The sequence below is a fragment of the Corynebacterium sp. HMSC08F01 genome (assembly GCF_001807545.1).
Taxonomy (GTDB): domain Bacteria; phylum Actinomycetota; class Actinomycetes; order Mycobacteriales; family Mycobacteriaceae; genus Corynebacterium; species Corynebacterium coyleae.
In genome coordinates this window covers 1074-1767 of the sequence record NZ_KV789297.1, presented here as the reverse complement: position 1 = coordinate 1767, position 694 = coordinate 1074, and the positions used below count along the sequence as shown (strand labels likewise).

Genomic DNA, 694 nt, shown 5'->3' with positions numbered 1-694 from the left:
ACGTGCTGGCCAACCTGGGCAAAAAGCACAACAACACCACCTTGGAGCCTGCATGCCAGCAAGTCTTGGACAAGAAACTGGCCCCAACTATGGCTGTGATCAAACGCATCCAGACCGACATTGCACACGCCCAACAACACCACGCTGCACCAAGGGCAAAAACACCACCGGTAGCCGAACACCAACAACGCCCAAGTACCCCGCTTAGCGGTGATGTGGCCGATGCCATCTTCATCCGGCCTGCTGACCACTACGAACACTAGAAGGAGTGTTAACCATGAGCAACATCGACGACGAAACAGTACGAGCAAAAATGCGCAAACTTCGAGTATCAACCTTCGCGGACATCTTCAACGAGATTGTCAACGACGAAGCCTATACAGATGCGCTACCAGAAGACATCTTCCTCGCCGCAGTCGAAGAAGCCTACACACAACGGCAACAACGCAACATTGCCAAAGCCATCGCCCAAGCAAAATTCCGATACCCCGATGCGAGCCTGGCCGAAGTCACCCAGGCTGAACAACGTGGCATCAACATGCGCCAGTTAAAACGAATCGCGGCGACCAACTGGCGGGAAAACCCAACCAACATCCACATCCTCGCACCAACCGGGACAGGCAAGACATATATCGCCTGCGCCATCGGTATTGCTGCGTGTCACGCCGGATACTCCGTGGCCTACTACCGGCTA

Annotated in this window: 1 protein-coding gene and 1 pseudogene; both read left to right on the top strand. The window is 54.6% G+C overall.

From position 1 onward, the window contains the following. Window positions 1-263, top strand: a pseudogene (locus tag HMPREF3171_RS04405) (IS21 family transposase); the annotation flags it as partial. A gap of 14 nt (window positions 264-277) precedes the next feature. Beyond that, window positions 278-694 (top strand): ATP-binding protein (locus HMPREF3171_RS04400; protein WP_246815324.1); only part of this gene is annotated, 417 nt, incomplete at its 3' end.